The following is a 15416-nucleotide window of genomic DNA, read 5'->3' on the forward strand; positions in this document are numbered from 1 at the left end:
TCCGATGAGGGGTATGCCTCGATCGGCCGCTTCGCTCCTCCTTGGCCTCGCTCTCCTCGCGCCTGCTGCGTGCGGAGGAAGTGCGTCCCAGGAGCCGGCGCCCAAAACGGCCACGAGCACCGCCGCAGGCGCCTGCGAGGCCACCACCGAGGGCGCTTGCCGGGCAGCATGCGACGGCGGAAACGCGGCCTGCTGCGAGCGCCTCGGTGACCTCGCGCTGCAGGATCGCGACCGCGGGCCTTCGCGGGCCCTCGCCGCGTCGGAGGCGTTCGGCAAGGCGTGTAGCGGGGGGCGCGCGCGCGGCTGCCAGAAGCTCTCTCACCTCATGCTGTACGGTTTTCCCGGGGCGCTCGCCGCCGACCCCGCGCAAGCCGTGACCCTCGCGCGCCGCGCCTGCGACGGCGGCGATCCTGCGGGCTGCGGCGATCTCGGGCGGATGTTCCTCCGCGGCCTCGGCGTCGACATCGACGAGCAGCGCGGGGCCCCGCTGCTCGCGCGGGCCTGCGACGAGGGCGACGGCGAGAGTTGCGACGTGCTCGGCGTCGCGCTCCTCTCCGGCCTCGCCGTCACGCCGGATCCCGAGCGCGCCCAAGAGCTCTTCGTCAAGGCAGCACAAGGGAGCGAGAAGGGCTGCGCCGCTGGGGATCCGCGCGCGTGTCTTTCGCTCGGCAAGGCGCTCGTCCTCGGACGCGGCGTGTGGCGGGACCAGGCGCGCGCCGCGGCGCTCTTCCAACGCGCCTGCATGGCGGGGTTTGCCGACGGATGCAATGGGCTGAGCATGGCCTATACGTACGGCCTCGGCGTCCCCATCGACGCGCCCCACGCCCGCGCCCTCGCGCAGCGGAGCTGCGAGGAGGGCAGCCCCCACGGCTGCGGTACGCTCGGCACCCTCCTCATCGACGGCGTGGGCGGCGCGCGGGATCCCGACGAAGGGGCCGCCGCCGCGCGGCGCGGTTGCGACGCCGATCCCTCGGCGTGCATTCACCTCGCAGCGGCGTACGAAAAGGGCGCGGGCGTGTCCAAGGATGCGCAGAAAGCAGCCTCGCTCTACCGGCGCGCATGCGCCGCCGGCAACGCGCACGCCTGCACCGCGTTCGGGCTCGTCATGGTGCACGGCGAGGGCATCACGATGGACAAACGGGGCGGCTACGCGGTCGTCTCCGCGGCGTGTGACGCGCGCCTGCCTGATGCCTGCGCGGTGCTCGGCAAGCTCATTCAGAAAGGAACGACGGCCGCGCCGGATCCGACGCGCGCGTTCGTGCTCTTCCTGGAGAGCTGCGAGGCGGGCGCGCCGATTGGCTGCGAGCAGGCGGGCATCGCGTATGCCGAGGGGAAGGGGACGGCGCGGGACGACGCGCGCGCGGCCGAGCTCTTTCGCCGCGCGTGTGACAGCCAGCAAGAGAGCGCGTGCCTCGAGCTCGGCCTCTTCCGCGCCGAGGGTCGCGGCGGCCCGCGCGACGAGGCCGCGTCCACCGCGCTCATCCAGAAGGCGTGCGAAGCCAAGAGCGACCTCGGCTGCGCGCTCGTCGCGGCGAAGCCAGCCGATCGCGTCGCCCTTCGCGCCAAGCACCGCACGAAGGTCGACGAATGCAATGCGCTCATCGAGGTCATCAACGCCGGCGTGGCGGACCTCAACAAGGCGCCGCGCTCGGACGACGCCGATCCGACCGGTGCGCGCGAGCTCCGCAGGATGGCCGACGTGATGGATCGCGTGGCGCAGCAAGTGGGAGGCGTCCGGCTCACCGTACCCGAGCTCGTCCAGTTCAGCGCCGATTATCGGGGGTTGGCCGTCATCGTCGCGAAAGCCGCCCGCGCGATGGCGACGGCAGCGGACGCGAAGGACCTCGCCGCCCTCAACGCCGCGCAGGCCGACCTCGGCAAGGCGGTCAAGCGAGAGGACCCGATCGTCGACGCCATCAACACTTTTTGCCAGGAAAAACCATGATCTTTCGATCTCGTATCCTCTCGCTTGCCGCCCTCTCCGCGCTCGCGCTCTCCTGCTCCAAGTCGACCCCGACGCCCGAAAAAGAGGCGACGAGCACGCCGAGCACCGCGCCCGTGGCCCCGAGCGCAAGCGCCGTGTCGACCGAGCGCGAGCCGCCGAAACCGACGATTCCCACGCTCGCCCCCGAGCCATTCGAGGCCACGAGGATGCTGTCCGTGGACCTCTTCGCCATCGAGGGCGCGCTCCTCGTCACCGAGGGCCTGCGCGTCGGCCGCATCGTCGAAGAGCGCGTCGAATGGATCGGGAGCATCCCGGACGGCAACGAATCCCTCGGCGGCAATCGCCTCTCCTCCGTCCACGGCTACTGGCCGGACGGCGTCGACGTCCTGTACACGACGAACAATGGCCGCGCCCTGATGCCCACGCTCTTTCCGCTCACCGGAAAGGGCGTGGAGCGCAGGTTTGGCCCGGGCGGCGGGCTCGGGTGGATCAATGGCACGACCCGTCTCGGCAAGACGACACTCGTGGCGGGGTACGACGGGGAAGGGGGCCACCGGATCGAGACCGTCCGAGGGCCGACGTGGGTGATCAAACCGCTCGACGCCGAGAAGGGCGGTTGCAAGGAAGACGAAGTGCGAAAGGCCTGGGGCAACAACGCGGCGCTCGCGCTCCCGCCCCGCGCCATCGCCGGGACCGAGGCCGGCACGCTCGTGACGCTCGGAAACCTCTGCGAGCGAGAAAAGAGCCCGGCCGCGGAGGTCTGGGACCAACCCGGCAAATCACGCATCATCGAGCTCGGCAGCATGGTGAAGGAGCTCGGCTACTTCCCCAAGATGCTCCGGGGCAAGGGGGACGACCTCTGGGTCGAATCCACGCCGGTGCTCCATTACAACGGCGGGAAATTCGAGACCCTGCCGGCCCTCGACAAACCGATCCGGGACCTCTTCGTCTCGCCGAGCGGCAAGCTCCACGGCATCGCGGGCCGGTCGATCGTCCGCTACGACGAGGGCAAATGGACGACGATCGCGAATTTCCCCCGGCCCATGCGGTTTTCCACGATCGCCATGGATGAAAAGGAGACGATCTGGGTCTCGTACAGCGGCGTGTCCCGGCTGCGCGAGACGCAGAGCGCCGACCCAGAGGACCATTGCACGACGCCGTTCGTGTACCTGTACGAGGTGTCCTGGAAAAACGACGCGAAATACACCTATCCCACGACCGCGAAGGCGCTCTCCACGTTCCCGGCCGTCGCCGACCTCGGGCTCGTCGAGTATTACGAAGACGGCCGGCGTCTCGGCGTCACGGTGAAGAGCAAGGAGCAAGGCGAGGCCGTCATCGCCCACGTCAAGGCGAACATGAAGGACGAGCACCCCGAGCTCATCTGTTACGCCCCGCGAAGCCCCCGGGTCATCGAGATCAAGGCCGCCAAATGAGACCCCTCCAGAACCGCCCGCGCGTCACGACGCGCGCGGGCATCCCGTGAAGTACAGCGCCGAACCGGCGACACCCGCGTCCCAGTCATAGGCATCGCCGCCGGGCACGGAGCGCGCAATCGCGAGCAGCTCGTCGGGCGCGTAGGCGCGAATCGCAGAGACCGTGCCGTCCCACGCCACGAGCGTCGGGATCAGCGGGACGAGGTACGTCAGCGCCCAGCGCGACGCCCGCAGCGGGCGCACGAAGGGGACCAGGACGAACGAGCCGACGAACAACGTCGCGATGTTGATCCCCATCGCCACCGGCGCAAGCACGGTCGGCAGCCCTCGGATCGTCTTCGAGGCCGCGACGTCGAAAAAACCGAGCGGCTTTTGGTCGCGCACGATCGAGGCGACGAGCGCCGTGACGGCCTCGGGCGGGAAATGGTGCAGCGCGCCCCACATCGTGCGCACGCCGTCGAGCTCGGGCGGGACCGCAAGGGCGTCGACGGGATCTTCGCGGTAGACGAGCTTGGCGTCGTTCCTCTCCGCGACACGCGCACGGCCAGCCTCGTTCGGGTACCGGTCCGTCAGGACGAACCGCACGTCCTCGCGCCCCGCGTCACGCAGCGCGCGGATCGCGTAGAGCGCGCCGCCGCCGCCGCCCGAGCACACGTCGACCACCTGCGTGCATCGGGTCCGATCGAGCAGCGCCTCGAGCTTCGGCACGACCTCGCGGTAAAACCCCAGGCGATCGAAGGCCAAATCGAGCAGATCCGTGCCGCCGTCACGGATGGCAGCGGGCATCCAGGGGAGATCCTCGAGCTCGACGAGTTGCATGCGTTGCACGAGCGCGATGATGGGGGTGCCCGCGCCGCGCTTCAAGGCCCCGCGCGCCGTCCACGACCTGTCCGAACGGCCGCCGAAAAAAATCTGCGGGTGACCGATGAGTCTTCGCCGCCCCGGCAGTCCATGCCCCAGAACCCTCATGGAGGCACCGATGAACGAGCTCGACACCTACCTCTTCTTCGATGGCAACTGCGCCGAGGCGATGCGCTTCTACGAGCGCACGTTCGGCGGCAAGCTCGAGGCCCTGATGAAGTTCGACGAGGGGCCGGCCCCGTGTCCCGAGGGCGGCGCCGGGCGCATCATGCACGCGAGCCTCCTCATCGGCCCCCGCCGGCTGCTCGCATCCGACACCGTGCCGAAGTACCCCCACGAGGGCTTCAAAGGTTTTTCCGTTTCGCTCGGCTTCCCCACAAAGGCCGAAGCGCAGCGGGTCTTCGACGCCCTGGCCGACGGCGGCAAGGTGATGATGCCGCTCCAGAAGACGTTCTGGAGCGAGGCATTCGGCATGGTGACCGACCGCTTCGGCGTCCCCTGGATGATCGGCGGCGGCGAGCACACCAAAGCCTGACCCTCGCGAGGGCGGGAGGCCGCGGAGGAAGAGGAAAGAGAGCAGGGGGCTGTCCGCCCCCTGCACCCCGGACCAGGCACGGCCTGGACCGAAAGCCGAGAAACCGCGCGATGCGCGGCTTCTCGGACGGGCCCGGGCAAGACCTGAAGCGGCGTTGCCAGTCGAGGCGGCAGCGCTGCCTCCGCCTCGAGCAGCCCGCCACCGCGTCCACGTCTCTGCAAACCACGTCGTCGTAGCCCTTCCCCTGGCGCGTCCTCACCCTCTCCGGGCACGAGCACGTGCTCCTCCCCGGGCGTCCTCTCCCTCTCCGGGCACGAGCACGTGCTCCTCCCTGGGCGTCCTCAGCCTCTCCGGGCACGAGCACGTGCTCCTCCCTGGGCGTCCTCAGCCTCTCCGGGCACGAGCACGTGCACCTCCCTGGGCGTCCTCACCCTCGCCGGGCACGAGCACGTGCTCCTCCCTGGGCGTCCTCAGCCTCTCCGGGCACGAGCACGTGCACCTCCCTGGGCGTCCTCAGCCTCCGCGCGGCCGCCCACAGAGCGAGATTTCGCCGATGACAGCATTCGGGCTTCCACCGGCCCGTTGCCAGCCGAAAGGGCAGCGCGGCTGTCTCGATGGGCAGGGGTCGTTCCTCGGCCTGTTCGATGAACTGCGCATCGCGCAGTTCATCGACCCTGGGTCCAGCCCCTGGCTGGTCCGGGTCCAGGGGCGGATAGCCCCTGGTGGGGCCTGGGGCAACGCCCCAGCGAAACGGCCCCCGCGCGAGGCCCTACGAATCGATCCTCAAACGGCGCCGAACTCGGGCCGGTAGCGGACCACGCCGGGTCGCGTGCCGAGACAACCCGGGCGCAGCTCGAGCGCCATGAAGGCCTCGTCGTGCCCCGGCACCTCCCAGCGCAACCCGAATCGCGCGGCGGGCTCGAATCCGAAGCGCGGGTAATACGCGGGATGGCCGAGCACGACGACCGCGCCGTGCCCGGCCCCCCGCAGCCGTTCGAGCCCCTCGCGAATGAGCACGCTGCCAATGCCCTTCCGGTGCCATGCGGGCAGCACGGCCATCGGAGCGAGCCCCTGCGCGATCTCGCGGCTGCCATCTCGGTCGATCTCGACGGGCGAAAACAGGACGTGGCCAACGACGTGTCCGTCTTGCTCCGCGACGAGCGAAAGCGTGATGGCCCCGGATCGGCGAAGCGCGTCGACGAGCGACGCCTCCTCGGGACGACCGAACGCGCATTCGTTCACGTTGCGCACGGCGGCGATGTCGGCGGGGAGTTCGGGGCGTACGAGGAGGGGGCTCACGGGGGCGAGCATTGCGCAAGACGGGAACGTTTGCAACCGCCTGCCGCGGGTCCACCGACGTGCGTCGCGGGGAGGTCTTTCTTTTGGCCCGAGGCCAGGGTAGTGGAAGGCGTGAGTTACGAATCCGGCCTCGAAGGCTCCCTCGCGATCGACCCGCCGCCCGACCCCGCGCTCGTCCCCGATCTCCGGGCTGCGGTCGACGCCATCGCGGCCCTGCCCGGCGTCAAACCGGGGCACGCCTCGACCTGGCGCCTCACGCCCCTCGGCGGCGGGCTCGTGAACGAGCAGGCATTCGACTGGGAAGTGCAGGTCGAATGGCTCCGGCGCATTTTGGCCGAGGTCTTCGCGCCTCGCGGTTTGTCCCTCATGGGCAAACTCGAAGCCATCGGGGAGGACGACGAATCCCTCGCCGTCGTGCGTGTCGATGCCTCCGGCATCGTGGTCGAGACCATCGAAGGAGAGCCGGACGATCCCGAGGGGTGGATCGATTTGCTGAAGAACGGGAGCGAGGAAGAGCGAGCGATCGCCGCCGAACAGCTCGGGGCCTACGACGAGGACGTCGCGGTCCCGGCCCTCACCCGCGCGCTCACGGATCCGAGCGGGGACGTGCGCCGGCGCGCGCTCGAAACGCTCGGCCAATTCGAAAAATCCGCGCTCCCGGCGCTCGATGCCGTCATCGGCTGTCTTTCCGACGAAAACCCCTTCGTTCGTTACTGGGCCACCTTCGCGCTCGGGCGCATGGGAAGCCTGGCGGCGCCGGCGCTTGGTCGCCTCGAAGAGCTGACGCGTGACACGGCCGAGGGCCCGCGTTATGGCGCGATCGACGCCCTTCGGCGAATTCGGTCCTGAAGAATCACGCGTGAACCATCCTGCTTCGAATGTTCACGTGGCCCCGGCCCGCGCCCGCCACGCGGCCAGAATTCGTTGCTCCTTGTCTTCGTCGATGCCGAGCTTGGGCAGCTCGGGCCGAGGCCGCGCTTGCCAGCCCGTGCGCATCAGCGCCCACGTGTCCGCGATCGTCTCGATCATCGGGCGGCAACGAAGCCCGAGCTGTTCGGCGCGCGGGACGGCCATTTGCCACGCGGCGCTGCACTCTGCGTCCATCGGCGCCCAGATCGGGAGCTCGCTCCACGGCTTGACGTCGTGCGCGAGGAGGAAATCGTCGTCGACCCACACGAGGCGCGCCGCGCTCTCCGTGACCTTCGCGCATTCCGAAAGGAGAGACCCGAACGTCGGATGGCCAGAAGGCCCGGCGACATTGAGCGCGCCGCCTTCGCCGCGTTCCAGGAGGTCCACGGTCAATCTCGCGACATCACGAGCATCGACGAGCTGCATAGGCACGTCGGGCGCTCCCGGCGCGAGCACCTCACCGCCGCGGGCGATCCGCGAAAGCCACCAAGGGAGCCGACCGACGTCCTCGTACGGCCCCACGATCACGCCCAGCCGCAAGAGCAACGCAGCCTCCCCATAATGCTCGACGACGGCCCGCTCGCACCCGGCCTTGAGCGTTCCATAATCGCCGTCATCGGGGCCAGCATCCGGCGCGCAATCGTACACACGGCTCGTTTCGTCGACAGGGAGCCGCGGCCGATCGACATAGACGGATGCTGTCGAGGCAAACGCATACACCGGGGCGACCTCGCGCAGCACGGCGGCAGCCTGATTGACCACACGCGGTACGTACCCGCTCGTATCCACCACCGCGTCCCAGCGCCCGGCCCGCAGTCGTTCGAGATCGGCCCGCTCGGTCCGGTCGCCGCGAATCACCTCCACGCCGGGGGGATCGGAAAAACTTCGGCCGCGGTTGAACGTGGTCACGTGGTGATCACGCCCGAGCGCCTCCGTCACGATCGTTCGACCGAGAAATGCCGTACCGCCGAGAACGAGGATCCGCATGCCGACACCATGGCCCGTCGGGCCCGAGATGCCAAGCTTGGCCGATCCGGACCTTCCCGTGGTCGACCACGGTCCGACCCACGCGCTCCTCGGCGCTGTCCACCTCGCGTTCGCACAGCACCGGCCGCTCGTGCTCTCGCCCGACGCGGTATGGTTGACCATCGCGCAGGGCGTCGCGCCGGGGCGCTGCCCCGGGCCCCGCGGGGGCTGTTCGCCCCTCGACCCGAACCAGGGCCAGCCCTGGACCATTTGGGGAAGAACTGCGCGATGCGCAGTTCTTCCCACAGGCCGCTGGCAAGACCGCGAAGGAGCGTTGCACGCCGGCGACGGGCGCGTGGCCCGTTGAACCGTCAGCGTTGCCGTCTTGGTTGGCAGGATCTTCGTTCGTCTTGACCTGGCCTGTTCGATGAACTGCGCGGGAGCGCAGTTCATCGACCCCGGGTCCAGCGCTTGCGCTGGTCCGGGTCCAGGGGTGGACAACCCCTGGTGGGGCCTGGGGCAAAGCCCCAGCGAGGCGCCTCCCAGATTATTGACCCGAGCCCTCGACAGCGGCGGCGCCACGGATCTGCCCGAGGACGGTCGATTGCGCGACGTGCTTGCGGAGTGGTATTTCTTGCCCCCGCCGCCGCCTCGGAAGAAAAAGCGCCCCTGAGAATCCCTCAAGGCGGAAACACGAATCGCGCGGGCCCCGCGACGCCGGGCGCAGGGTCTTTCTGGTAATGGGCGAGCCGCGCGCGGCGCTCCTCCGTCCAGCCATTCTGGGGGGACGCGGCCTGAACGAGCGCGGCGAGCGCGATCCGGCGGAGCCTCCAGTCGGATTGCCCCCGCAGCGCCTCCTCCACGCGGCCCGGATGCACGGAGGTGCGCACCGCGTCGATCGCGGCCTCCAGCGCCTCGCGGTAGAGCCAGTCCTTCTTCGAAAGCGCGATCAGCGCGGAGCTGAGCTCCTTCGCGTCCCAGAGGCGCGAACCGAGAGAGAGATGATACGGCGTCGTCCAGGGGTTTTCTGCGAGCGCCGCGACGAACTCGGTCGCGACCTGCACGTGCATGTGCGACGCATACGGACCGAGGCGCGACGAGATCACGGGCAGGAACGCGAGGAGGTGCTGACCTCGCGGCAAGAGCTCCTTCAATCGCCACGAGACGGTTTTCACCTCCGAGGCCGACATCCGCTGCAGGACCGCCGCGAGCGCGTGCGCCGCCTCGTCGTGCGAAGCAGCGCCGAGGTGCGCGAGCAAGCGCTTGAAGAGCGAGCGATTCGAATCACGCAGCGGCAAGTAGGCCGCGCGCTTCAGCAGATCGATCCGCGCCTCCGGCTCCGCGCGCCCGAGGATCGTCGAAAGCAGCCCGACGACCCGCTCCTCCGCCGCGGTCGAGAGCCTGCCGAGCGGAATATCCGCGAGCTTTGACGCCACGATCCAGTCAGGGTCGTGCACGGCCTTCTCGAAAACGGCCCAGGTCTGGTTTTTTTCAAGGTGATCCCACAGCGCCCGGAGAAGCGCAATCCGCACGTCTCGGTGCGTCCCGGGTTTGTCGAGGCGCAGGAGATCCTCGTAGGCGTCGTCGCCGCCGATTTCGCCGAGCAGCCGGACGACCTCTTTCGCGACGGTGACCTTGGTCGTCGGGACCGCGCGGAGCTCCGCGAGGACCTCGGCGCGCTCGAGCTCCGAAAAGACCTTCCGGAACGCATAAATCGCCCAGCGCGCCCGATCGTCGCCGAGCGCCTCGATGAGCACCGGCACGCCCTGGCGCGCGTCGAGCCACGGGAGCCCGCGGATGGCCATTTCGCGTACAGGCTGGCGAGGATCCGAGGCGAACGGCAGGATCGACGTCGCGTCCGCGAACGCGAGGCGCACGAGCGTGGTGATGGCGAACCGGAGCGTCGGGACGTCGCGCGTCTCGTCCTTCAAGACCGACACGAGCGCATCCGCATACGTGCGCTGCTGGAGCGCCGTCCACCGCCCGTGACCGACCTCGAATTGAATGATCCAGCTCGTGCGACCCGTGGCGTTGCGGCCCTTCATCGGCTGCGCCGAGAGGAGCGCGGGGCTCAGGAGATCCTGCCTGCGAAGGCTGACATACCGGGCGACCAAAGGAAGGAGGACAAAACTCTCGTCTTCGCGGAGGAGCTCGGGGACGAGGCGCGTGAAGCGGCGCCTTTCGTGCGTGTCGAGCAATCCCAGGGCCGCGGCGGCGACGCCCGCGAACGGAAGCTCGCGCGCGAGCCGCTCCAATGCGTCGAGCAGCGGAGTCACGGCGCCGAGCCGCACACCGAGGCTCTGCGCGAGCGCAATGACGGAGCCCGCGCGCTCCTGCGTGGCCCAGCCCGCGGCAAGCTGGGCGAGGGCAGGGGAGAGGCGCTCGGCGTCCTTTTTGGTGAGCCCGTCCCCGAGCCCCCATGTGGAGACGGAGCCACGCACGGCCAAGAGCCGCGTGATCCATTGCGCGCCCCAGGCCCCGTCGACGCGGAACAGGCGCACGACGAGGCGCTCGACGGCGGACGCGGTGGCCGAGGAGAGATCCGCAGCGTCGAGGGCGTCCTGCACGACCGCGCCGACGGCTTCGAGGTGCTCGGGGCCGAACGTGGCCACGCGAAGCGCGCCCAGCGCTTCGATCATGCTCTTCCGGACCGGATCCTGCTCGAACTTGCGCGCCTTGATGTTGGCGATCGCGTCGCCGAGCGCGGGTTTGTCGTGGCGTACGCTCGAAAGGAGAATCGATTGTGCCCGCGCTCGCTCTTCTCCCTCCGGGTGTCCGAGCCACGGGGCGAGCACCTGCTTCGCCTCGGCGAAGGACAAGAGGCCCGCGTAGACGATGCGCTGTTCGGGCTTCGAGGTCAGCGCCGGGCACCGTTCGAGGTGGCGCCTCGCCTCGCGCTCTCGCAAATCCCGCGGGAGCCAATCGAGGACGTGCGCGGGAATCGTGCCATCCGTCCCTTGCGCCGCGCGCGACCAGCGATCGAACGCTCGCTCGCGGACGTTCTCCTCTTCGGCCGATTCCGCCTTGAAATACCGGAACAGGAACGCGCCGAAACCGCCTCGGCCTCCCTGGACGAACGCGCGGAGGACGGCCTTCTGCTCGTCCGTCGAGAGCCGGAGGAACCAGCGAATGCCCTGTTTGCCGTCGCCGACTGTGCTCCATGCATTTCGGATGAGGTAATCGAGCCGCTCGGGGCCGAGATATCTCGCGACCTTGTCGAAGCGGACGACGCCAAACGCGCCCGGCGCGTGCGTGGGCCTTCCGCTCTCGTGGCGCGCCTTCAGGAGATCGAAGGTCTCGCGCGGGCGGGCGCGGACGAGGTGGCCGAGCGCCCGTGCGAACAGATTCGGCTGCTCGCCGCGGTCGAAGAGCGCCTGCATGAGCTTCAGCGTGCAATCCGGCGCGCGCTTCGCGAGGCCCGGGAGCTCGTCATAAAGGCGATGACGCTGCCGGGGATGGACGGTGTCGCTGCGCTGCAGATCCGCGAGGAACCAGGCCGCGGCGAAGCTCGCATGCCGCGAGCACAGGCGCCACCAGGCAATGGGGCCGCCCCCCTCGACGAGGTGTTTCATGAAGCCGGAGACGAATGCCTCGGTGCCGAACGGCAGAAGGTCGATGACGAGCCGCTCTTGGCCCTCTTTCATGCGGGCCGCGAGAAACGTGTCGACGACCGCCGTGCGCCTTTTTCGCACGAGCGCGGCGATGGTGCGGCAGAGGATCCGCTTCTCGACGATCGTGTCGAGGGCGCGCGCGGCCTGCGTATCGTCGCAGAACACGGCCACCATGCGGCTCGCCCGGCGGCGGACGGTGCGCGAGGCGTCGGAGAGTCCCTCGAGAATCCACGTCCCCTCGCGGCTCCTGAACACGGACCAGAGCGCGAGGACACGCTCGTAAATCTCGGGGCTCCCGTGAAGCTCGGCGAGCGTCCTTCGAGCATCCGCGTCCCCCTGGGCCGCCTTGCGCCCGACGTCGATGACGCGGCCGATGCGCCCATTGTTGGTGAGAGGCTCGATCTCGGCGAGGAGCGTGGCTTTCGTCATCGACATCGTGGTGGGGGATGATACGGGTTTTCGACGAGGCGAAAAGAGTCCTCACGCCTCCGTTCGAGACATGCTGCCCTGCAAGCCGGCCCCGCGGGCGCGGAAGGCCGCGACGAGCCCGGCGACGAGCCACGCGGCGAGCGCCACGAGCTCCTGCCACGTGAACGAGCCGGGGACGAAGGGCAAGAGCTTCATGAGCACCAGGGCCGCCGAGACCAGCATGCCCGCGAGGGCGAGGAGCCGTTGCGACGCCGCCGGCTGCAAACGAAAATAAGCCGCGCACGCGCTCATCCAGCCCACCGCCGACGCCAGCGATCCGACTTCCGTCACGGGCACGAGAATGGCCTCGCCGAGCAGCGCACCCGCCGCCGTCCAGAGCCCCACGGCGAGCACCGCCACGGACGGCGTGAGGTTTGTCGGATGAACCTCGGCGAAGCGCGGCTGCGCGCGAGCTGTCCCATGGATCATCCCCCCTTCGTCGAGGGGGAGCATCGAATCCGGGTTCTCCCGCGCCGTCAAGGCAGCCGTGCCGCGGCACCTCTGGTCCGCGCGCATCCGATCCCCTATACACGGTGGCCATGCTGGCCCGCGTCAAGGGATGGCTCACAGGCAGGCGTGCTCCGCTGCTCGTCGCGCTCCTCGCGATCGTCCTGCTCCTGCCCACGCTCGGGGCCGGGGCGATCATGGACGATCACGCGCACCGGATGGCGTATCATTCGACGTTCACGCGGCCCGGCGGGCCTCGCGGCGACTGGGATCTCTTCCGCTTCCTCGACGACGATCCCGCCGCGCTCCGTTACCTCCGGGATAACGGCCTGTGGCCCTGGTGGACCGTCGACGGCTCGAAGCTCGCGTTCCTCCGCCCCCTCGCGTCGCTGTGGCACGCGCTCGATTACCGCGTCTGGCCGAACGCGCACTGGTTCATGCACGCCGAAAGCGTCCTCGTATTCGCGGCGACGGCGTTTTTCGCAGCGCACCTCTATCGAAGGCTGCTCGGCGCCACGGTCGCCGCGGGGCTCGCCGCGTTGATCTTCGCGGTCGACGACGCCCATTCGATGGTCATCACCTGGATCGCCAACAGGCACGCGATCCTCTCGACGCTGTTCGGCGTGATCGCGCTCGTCGCGCATGATCGTGCCCGCAGGGACGGCTGGAAGCCGGGCGTCTTCCTCGCGCCGCTCGCGCTGCTCGGGGCCATGTTCTCCGGGGAGAGCGGAATCGGCGCGCTCGCGTATCTCTTTGCCTACGCCATCTTCCTCGATCGCGCGCCCCTGCGAGCCCGCGTGGCCGCGCTCCTCCCGCACGCCGGGGCTGCGCTGGTCTGGTTCGTCGCATACAAGCTCGGCGGTTATGGCGCGGCCGGCGGCGCATTTTACATCGATCCGCTGCGACAAACGGGGGAGTTCATCCGCGCGGTGGGTGCGCGTCTGCCGGTGCTCCTCGCCGGGCAGATGGCCGCGCCGCCCGCCGACGTGTGGATGCTCTGGCCGCCGAACGAGACCCGGAGCCTCGTGTCGATTTGCCTGCTCGTTTTGCTCGTCGTGGGCGGCGGGATCTTCGCGGTGCTGCGCCGCGATCGCAATGCCGCGTTTTTCGCGCTGGGGATGGTGCTCTCTCTGCTGCCGACCTGCGCGGTTTGGCCGGGCGACCGGCTCTTGCTCTTCGCGGGGATCGGGGGATCGGGGCTCGTCGCATCGATGCTCACGGCCTCGCGGGAGCACCTCGGGCGGGCCGCGCGCGTGTACGCGGGCGCGGTGGCCGCGGTCCTCGTGCTCTTCCACCTCGTGCTCGCGCCCTTGCTGCTGCCGCTGCGGGCGTGGTCGACGGGATCGATGCTGCACGGATTCACCGAGCGGGCGATCGCGAGCATGCCCAGGATGGACGGGGCCGAGGGACGGACGCTCGTGGTGGTGAGCGCGCCCGACAGCGTGCTCGTGAATACGGTCATGGCGGCTTGGATCAACGAGAATGCGCCGTTGCCCTCGGAGCTCCGCGTGCTCTCGACGTCCGTCGGCGGGACGCTGAAGGTCGGCCGTGTGGACGATCGCACGCTGTCGGTGACGCTCTCGGACGGGTTTTTCCGTGATCCGACGGCGACCGTGTTCCGGGATACGGAAAAGGCCCCTCTGCGCGTGGGAGACCGCGTCCCGGTCGGGGCCATGGCGGCGGAGATCGTGTCCGTGACCGAGGATGGCAAGTTGCCTTCGCGAATCGATTTCCATTTCGATCGGTCGCTGGACGATCCGTCGATGGTGTGGGCTGTCTGGGAGAAAACCCGATTCGTGCCGTTCGTGGTGCCGAAGGTAGGGGAGACGAACGAGCTTTTGGTCGTGTCGTATCAGACGGCGATTGGCGGGTGACCTACCAGCGAGCGCGCATCTCCTCGGCCCAGCCGAAGAGGCCGTCCACGATCACGCGCTCGCCCCCGTCGCCCTGCACCTCGCCGGAGAAACGACCGAAGCACAGATGGAGATCCGCGCCGGCCACGACGAGCGGCACCTTCGTCCGTTTTTCGTGCGCCGGATGGAAGTCGAGCCGCACCCGATCGGAGGTTTCCGTCATGATCCGCCACGGTCTGCGAAAATCGCGGCGGTCATAGTCGAACCGGACGTCTTCGCCGACCTTGTGGAGCCGGCCGTCGATACAGATTCCATTTTCGGTCGCCCCCGTCCCATCGGTCCACTTGCCGCCGAATTGCAAGCCGACGACCTTCCCATCGACGACCCCCGACGCCGACGCCCAGTTCCAGACGGTATGCGTGGGCCAGACGCCGCGACCGAAATCGAGGCAGCCGAAGGCCTGCTTTTCTGGGCCGATCACCTGCTCGACGCCGTCCACGCGGACGATCCCGGTCGCGGGGAGCGTGTTTTGCTTCGAGGTGAACTGGAACAACCTCTCACTCCACGGCACCACGACATTGAGCGTCTCGTGCCCGGGCGGCCGAGCCACGAGCACGTCGGCCTCCACCAAGCGCCCGCGGCTCTGGAACCTGGTGACGAGGCGCGTGCCTCGGCTCTCCTCCCTGAATTCCAGTCGGAGCCCGAGCCCTTCGAACACGATATCGGCGCCGCCGACCGTGTCAGGCTGCGAGAACCCGAGCGCGAGTGGGACGGGGACGACCTTTTCGAGCTCGCGGCCGGTCTCCAGATCGAGGAGAAGCGCGCTCGCCATGCCGAGGTAGTCGAAGTCCGCGTACGTCAGCGACAGGACGCCGCCCTCCCAGGTGACGCCCCAGTAATCCCAGCGCTTCCTTCGCCCCCAGGGGCCGCGCAGGTTGCATCGATGCAGGGGCCTTCGCGACCAACCCTTCGCCTCGGGGTTCAGCCGACCCTCCGGCGTGCAGAGGGCCACGTAGCGGTCGAGCTCGTGAGAATTTCCGCTCATCCGGAGAGCCTCCACGGATTTTCTCATGAATTTTCTAGCTTGTA

At 69.1% G+C, this 15416-nt stretch carries 13 protein-coding genes; 7 read left to right on the forward strand and 6 right to left on the reverse strand.

Annotated elements, in window-relative coordinates:
- The first annotated feature begins 13 nt into the window (after positions 1–13).
- Positions 14–1945 (forward strand): tetratricopeptide repeat protein, encoded by a 1932-nt coding sequence (locus KEG57_RS41405; RefSeq protein ID WP_272427333.1) that lies wholly within the window; start codon positions 14–16, stop codon positions 1943–1945.
- Positions 1942–3378 carry a hypothetical protein gene (locus tag KEG57_RS41410; RefSeq protein WP_272427334.1) on the forward strand — a complete coding sequence of 479 codons (1437 nt, stop codon included), beginning with the start codon at positions 1942–1944 and terminating at the stop codon, positions 3376–3378. Before KEG57_RS41405 ends, KEG57_RS41410 begins: the two co-directional genes overlap by 4 nt.
- Positions 3379–3402: 24 nt before the next feature.
- On the opposite strand, the gene KEG57_RS41415 is transcribed toward KEG57_RS41410, so the two are convergent.
- Complete coding sequence (locus KEG57_RS41415; protein ID WP_272427336.1) at positions 3403–4206, reverse strand: class I SAM-dependent methyltransferase; 804 nt, start codon at positions 4204–4206, stop codon at positions 3403–3405.
- Between the two features lie 151 nt (positions 4207–4357).
- Here KEG57_RS41415 and KEG57_RS41420 point away from each other — a divergent pair, with 151 nt between their 5' ends.
- Complete coding sequence (locus tag KEG57_RS41420) at positions 4358–4774, forward strand: VOC family protein (protein WP_272427337.1); 417 nt, start codon at positions 4358–4360, stop codon at positions 4772–4774.
- Positions 4775–5557: 783 nt separating this feature from the next.
- Here the strand turns inward: KEG57_RS41420 and KEG57_RS41425 are convergent.
- Positions 5558–6073: a GNAT family N-acetyltransferase gene (locus tag KEG57_RS41425; protein ID WP_272427339.1), complete on the reverse strand. Its 516-nt coding sequence runs from the start codon at positions 6071–6073 to the stop codon at positions 5558–5560.
- Positions 6074–6184: 111 nt separating this feature from the next.
- On the opposite strand from KEG57_RS41425, the gene KEG57_RS41430 reads away from it, so the two are divergent.
- On the forward strand, positions 6185–6922 hold the full coding sequence (locus KEG57_RS41430) for a HEAT repeat domain-containing protein (protein ID WP_272427340.1): 738 nt from the start codon (positions 6185–6187) through the stop codon (positions 6920–6922).
- Positions 6923–6955: 33 nt separating this feature from the next.
- Here the strand turns inward: KEG57_RS41430 and KEG57_RS41435 are convergent, their stop codons facing one another.
- Positions 6956–7969, reverse strand: coding sequence for an NAD-dependent epimerase/dehydratase family protein (locus KEG57_RS41435; RefSeq protein WP_272427342.1), 1014 nt, complete (start codon positions 7967–7969; stop codon positions 6956–6958).
- Between the two features lie 28 nt (positions 7970–7997).
- On the opposite strand from KEG57_RS41435, the gene KEG57_RS41440 reads away from it, so the two are divergent.
- Positions 7998–8315 carry a DUF4419 domain-containing protein gene (locus tag KEG57_RS41440; protein ID WP_272427393.1) on the forward strand — a complete coding sequence of 106 codons (318 nt, stop codon included), beginning with the start codon at positions 7998–8000 and terminating at the stop codon, positions 8313–8315.
- Between the two features lie 183 nt (positions 8316–8498).
- Complete coding sequence (locus KEG57_RS41445; RefSeq protein ID WP_272427343.1) at positions 8499–8621, forward strand: hypothetical protein; 123 nt, start codon at positions 8499–8501, stop codon at positions 8619–8621.
- Between the two features lie 7 nt (positions 8622–8628).
- Here KEG57_RS41445 and KEG57_RS41450 read toward each other — a convergent pair whose 3' ends face one another.
- Both KEG57_RS41450 and KEG57_RS41455 read right to left on the reverse strand, forming a co-directional pair.
- Complete coding sequence (locus KEG57_RS41450) at positions 8629–11994, reverse strand: HEAT repeat domain-containing protein (RefSeq protein WP_272459522.1); 3366 nt, start codon at positions 11992–11994, stop codon at positions 8629–8631.
- 45 nt (positions 11995–12039) lie between these two features.
- Entirely contained in the window at positions 12040–12456 is a 417-nt protein-coding gene (locus KEG57_RS41455; RefSeq protein ID WP_272459523.1) for a hypothetical protein, read from the reverse strand.
- A 110-nt stretch (positions 12457–12566) separates the two neighbouring features.
- Here KEG57_RS41455 and KEG57_RS41460 point away from each other — a divergent pair, with 110 nt between their 5' ends.
- Positions 12567–14348 (forward strand): hypothetical protein, encoded by a 1782-nt coding sequence (locus KEG57_RS41460; RefSeq protein ID WP_272459524.1) that lies wholly within the window; start codon positions 12567–12569, stop codon positions 14346–14348.
- A gap of 1 nt (position 14349) precedes the next feature.
- Here the strand turns inward: KEG57_RS41460 and KEG57_RS41465 are convergent, their stop codons facing one another.
- Positions 14350–15372 (reverse strand): DUF2804 domain-containing protein, encoded by a 1023-nt coding sequence (locus tag KEG57_RS41465; RefSeq protein WP_272459525.1) that lies wholly within the window; start codon positions 15370–15372, stop codon positions 14350–14352.
- Positions 15373–15416 lie beyond the last annotated feature (44 nt).

It is taken from the genome of Polyangium jinanense (genome assembly GCF_028435365.1).

Excerpts from the sequence above, each read along its gene's own strand:
- KEG57_RS41465 (WP_272459525.1), bottom strand. The coding sequence starts at position 15,372 with ATGAGCGGAAATTCTCACGAGCTCGACCGCTACGTGGCCCTCTGCACG.
- KEG57_RS41405 (WP_272427333.1), top strand. The coding sequence starts at position 14 with ATGCCTCGATCGGCCGCTTCGCTCCTCCTTGGCCTCGCTCTCCTCGCG.
- KEG57_RS41460 (WP_272459524.1), top strand. The coding sequence starts at position 12,567 with ATGCTGGCCCGCGTCAAGGGATGGCTCACAGGCAGGCGTGCTCCGCTG.
- KEG57_RS41435 (WP_272427342.1), bottom strand. The coding sequence starts at position 7,969 with ATGCGGATCCTCGTTCTCGGCGGTACGGCATTTCTCGGTCGAACGATC.
- KEG57_RS41410 (WP_272427334.1), top strand. The coding sequence starts at position 1,942 with ATGATCTTTCGATCTCGTATCCTCTCGCTTGCCGCCCTCTCCGCGCTC.
- KEG57_RS41450 (WP_272459522.1), bottom strand. The coding sequence starts at position 11,994 with ATGTCGATGACGAAAGCCACGCTCCTCGCCGAGATCGAGCCTCTCACC.
- KEG57_RS41455 (WP_272459523.1), bottom strand. The coding sequence starts at position 12,456 with ATGATCCATGGGACAGCTCGCGCGCAGCCGCGCTTCGCCGAGGTTCAT.
- KEG57_RS41440 (WP_272427393.1), top strand. The coding sequence starts at position 7,998 with ATGCCAAGCTTGGCCGATCCGGACCTTCCCGTGGTCGACCACGGTCCG.
- KEG57_RS41420 (WP_272427337.1), top strand. The coding sequence starts at position 4,358 with ATGAACGAGCTCGACACCTACCTCTTCTTCGATGGCAACTGCGCCGAG.